We start from the raw sequence: 3,077 nt of genomic DNA on the forward strand, positions 1-3,077 counted from the left end.
GAGCAGGGGAGCAGGGGAGCAGGGAGATGAGGGAGATGAGGGAGATGAGGGAGACAAGGGAGATGAGGGAGATGAGGGAGATGAGGGAGACAAGGGAGACAAGAAATAATAATTACTTCTGCTCCTGACAACTGACAACTAACCCCAACTCCTAACTCAGCACTCAGCACTTAAAAAAATGCTGCTTGATGACGAATTAAGTTAAAGAATTCTTCGCGGGTTTTTTGCTCTTCTTGGAATACACCAATCATGGCGCTGGTTACAGTCCAAGAGCCGGGTTTCTGAACGCCCCTCATCACCATGCACATATGACTGGCTTCCATGACAACTGCTACACCTTGAGGTTGCAGAATAGTCTGAATTGCTTCGGCAATTTGGCGGGTTAATCTTTCTTGGACTTGCAAGCGGCGAGAATACATCTCGACAATCCGAGCAAGCTTACTTAGTCCTACAACTTTTTGATTGGGAATGTAAGCAACATGTGCTCTCCCCATAAACGGTAGCATGTGGTGTTCGCAGAGGCTAAAAAAGTTAATATCTCGGACTAGTACCATCTCGTTATGTCCTTCATCAAAGATAGCACCGTTCACGAGTTCTTCTAGAGATTGGTTGTAGCCACTGGTAAGAAACCGCATAGCTTCTGCAACGCGCTTAGGAGTTTTGAGAAGTCCTTCACGTTCGGGGTCTTCTCCAACACCTACCAGTATTGTCTTGACAGCCTCCATCATTTGCTCCATGTGTTCTTCTGTAGGCTGATGCAAATCTGGCTGCCGCCCATCGTGGGTATTGCGATCGGGTCTGGGGTTAATGGCTTCTGCCAAGTCGGAAATCAAAGGAGATTGAAAGCAATTGGAACCGTTGGAACTAGCAGTAGTCATGATCTAAGTTTTGGTTAGAGTTGAGTCAATAGTCAATAGTCAGTGGTTAATGGTCAGTAGAAGAAATGAACAACTGACAACTGACTAATTAGAGAGCGCCAGCACTGGGCATCAAGGTCAATTCATCAATCACCGCCTGCTGTGGTAGTAGGGCGGTATAAAGAATTGACTGAGCAACAATTTCTGGGGTTAACATTTTTGAACGGTCAAGGTTAACATTGACAGTTTCTGTATCCCATAATTCGGTGTTGACAGCACCGGGACAAATGGCGGTGACGCGAATGCCGCGATCGCGTTCTTCTTGGGCTAAGGTTTGAGAAAGAGCCACAATCCCAGCTTTGCTAATGCTGTATGCGCCCCAGCCAGGAAAGGGTTGTTTAGCAGCAATAGAAGCAACATTGATAATTGTCCCCGTACCGCGATCGCGCATTCCGGGCAAAATTCCCATAATGCACTGAAACACACTGGTGAGATTTAAGTTAATTACTTGCTGCCAGTCTTCTAAAGGTGTTTGGCTTAAAGGTGCTGTGTATGCTATGCCTGCATTATTTACCAAAATATCTATAGCACCAAAATCCTGGGCGATCGCTTGTATCTTTTTTTCTACTTGAGATACATCAGCTAGGTCTATAGCATAAGCTTTGGCTTCTACTCCTGCGTGCTTTGCTGCTTGTGCAACTGCCTCTAATTTATTTAAAGTTCGACTGACTAAAGCGACATCAAATCCCGCCTTCGCAAATGCTAAAGCTGTTGCTTTTCCAATTCCACTACTCGCTCCAGTAATCAGGGCGCGTTGTCTTTGCTTGAAACTCATGCTCTCTCCCAATTTTTTTGGCAGTTCCAAAAGCTGCTTGTCACCCAATTATCAAAATTTCTTGGGTTGCATAGATTAAATTAACCTTAAATCTTGATGATTTTTTCCGATAACCGCTATGATGCCTTCTCAGTATAAGTATTTTTTTCGTCAGGTTTCCCTCTAGAGAATCTAACGAATGTTAACCGGAGAACTCAGATCGTCTACTCACAGTTAATTGCTGAATAATTTACAAATAACTTATCAAACTAAGTTAATTTGCCAAAAATACAAATGCCTACAGCTTAGAAGATTGTTAAAAATCTTTAAAAGCCATAGGCAATTATAGCATAGTATTGCTATTGAGCTAATCAATCATCTTCTTTGGGTAGTTAGCGAGCAGCTTCAGTGAAAACGCCAATTTTGCGGAATTTGTCATAGCGCAGTTGCCGTCTTTCTTGAGATGTCAGCTGACGAAGTTCGTCCAAATTCTCCAATAAAGCTTGCTTGAGAGTCGTAGCGGCTTTTAGGGGGTCAGAATGAGCGCCACCGGTCGGTTCGGGTAATATTTGGTCGATTATGCCCAGGTTTTTTAGGTCGTGAGAAATGATTTTGAGAGCTACAGCAGCTTGTGGAGCTTTAGCAGCGTCTTTCCACAAAATGGCAGCACAGCCTTCCGGGCTAATAACGGTATAAACGGCATGTTCAAACATTAATAAGCGATCGCCGATACCAATACCCAGCGCCCCGCCAGAACTGGCTTCGCCGATCACTGTACAGATAATAGGCACATCTAGACAAAACATTTCTCGCAAATTGTAGGCGATCGCTTCTCCTGCTCCTTGGTTTTCTGCGGCTACTGTAGCCAAAGCCCCAGGTGTATCAATAAAAGTTAAAATCGGCATTCCAAATTTGTTGGCATGTTCCATCAACCGTAGTGCTTTGCGATAGCCGCTGGGGGCAGCCATGCCGAAGTTCCGAGCAATATTATCTTTAGTGTCGCGCCCTTTTTGTTGACCTAACATGACCACGGGTTGCCCACCCAAACGACCGATGCCACCTACTAAAGCTGGATCGTCAAAGCCGTTGCGATCGCCATGCAACTCCATCCATTCATCGCTAATTGACTGAATGTAGTCGAGAGTACTAGGGCGGCGGGGATGACGAGCGACTTGCAGTCGCTGAAATGGCGATAAACTACTGAAAATTTCCTCACGCAGTTGCATAGCGCGTGCTTCTAGTTGCTTAATTTGACTAGATACATCGACACCATTTTCTTCTGCAAGTTGCCGAATCTGATCGATCCGGGATGCCAATTCTGCTAGCGGCTTTTCAAAATCTAACAGTAGCGGTTTGCGCTCAGTAATTGCCATAGTTAGGGATTAGAAATTGGGGGTTGGGGATTG

General features: G+C 45.0%; 3 protein-coding genes. All 3 read right to left on the reverse strand.

Annotated elements, in window-relative coordinates; all coding sequences use genetic code 11:
- Window positions 1-170: 170 nt before the first annotated feature.
- Window positions 171-878 carry a GTP cyclohydrolase I FolE gene (gene folE / locus I8752_RS07200; RefSeq protein ID WP_214431629.1) on the reverse strand — a complete coding sequence of 236 codons (708 nt, stop codon included), beginning with the start codon at window positions 876-878 and terminating at the stop codon, window positions 171-173.
- An 88-nt stretch (window positions 879-966) separates the two neighbouring features.
- Complete coding sequence (locus I8752_RS07205; protein ID WP_214431630.1) at window positions 967-1,692, reverse strand: SDR family oxidoreductase; 726 nt, start codon at window positions 1,690-1,692, stop codon at window positions 967-969.
- A gap of 371 nt (window positions 1,693-2,063) precedes the next feature.
- Window positions 2,064-3,044: an acetyl-CoA carboxylase carboxyltransferase subunit alpha gene (locus I8752_RS07210; protein ID WP_214431631.1), complete on the reverse strand. Its 981-nt coding sequence runs from the start codon at window positions 3,042-3,044 to the stop codon at window positions 2,064-2,066.
- Between the last annotated feature and the right edge of the window lie 33 nt (window positions 3,045-3,077).

Origin of the sequence: Dendronalium phyllosphericum CENA369 (assembly GCF_016056275.1) — a bacterium.
GTDB classification, from domain to species: Bacteria; Cyanobacteriota; Cyanobacteriia; order Cyanobacteriales; family Nostocaceae; genus Dendronalium; species Dendronalium phyllosphericum.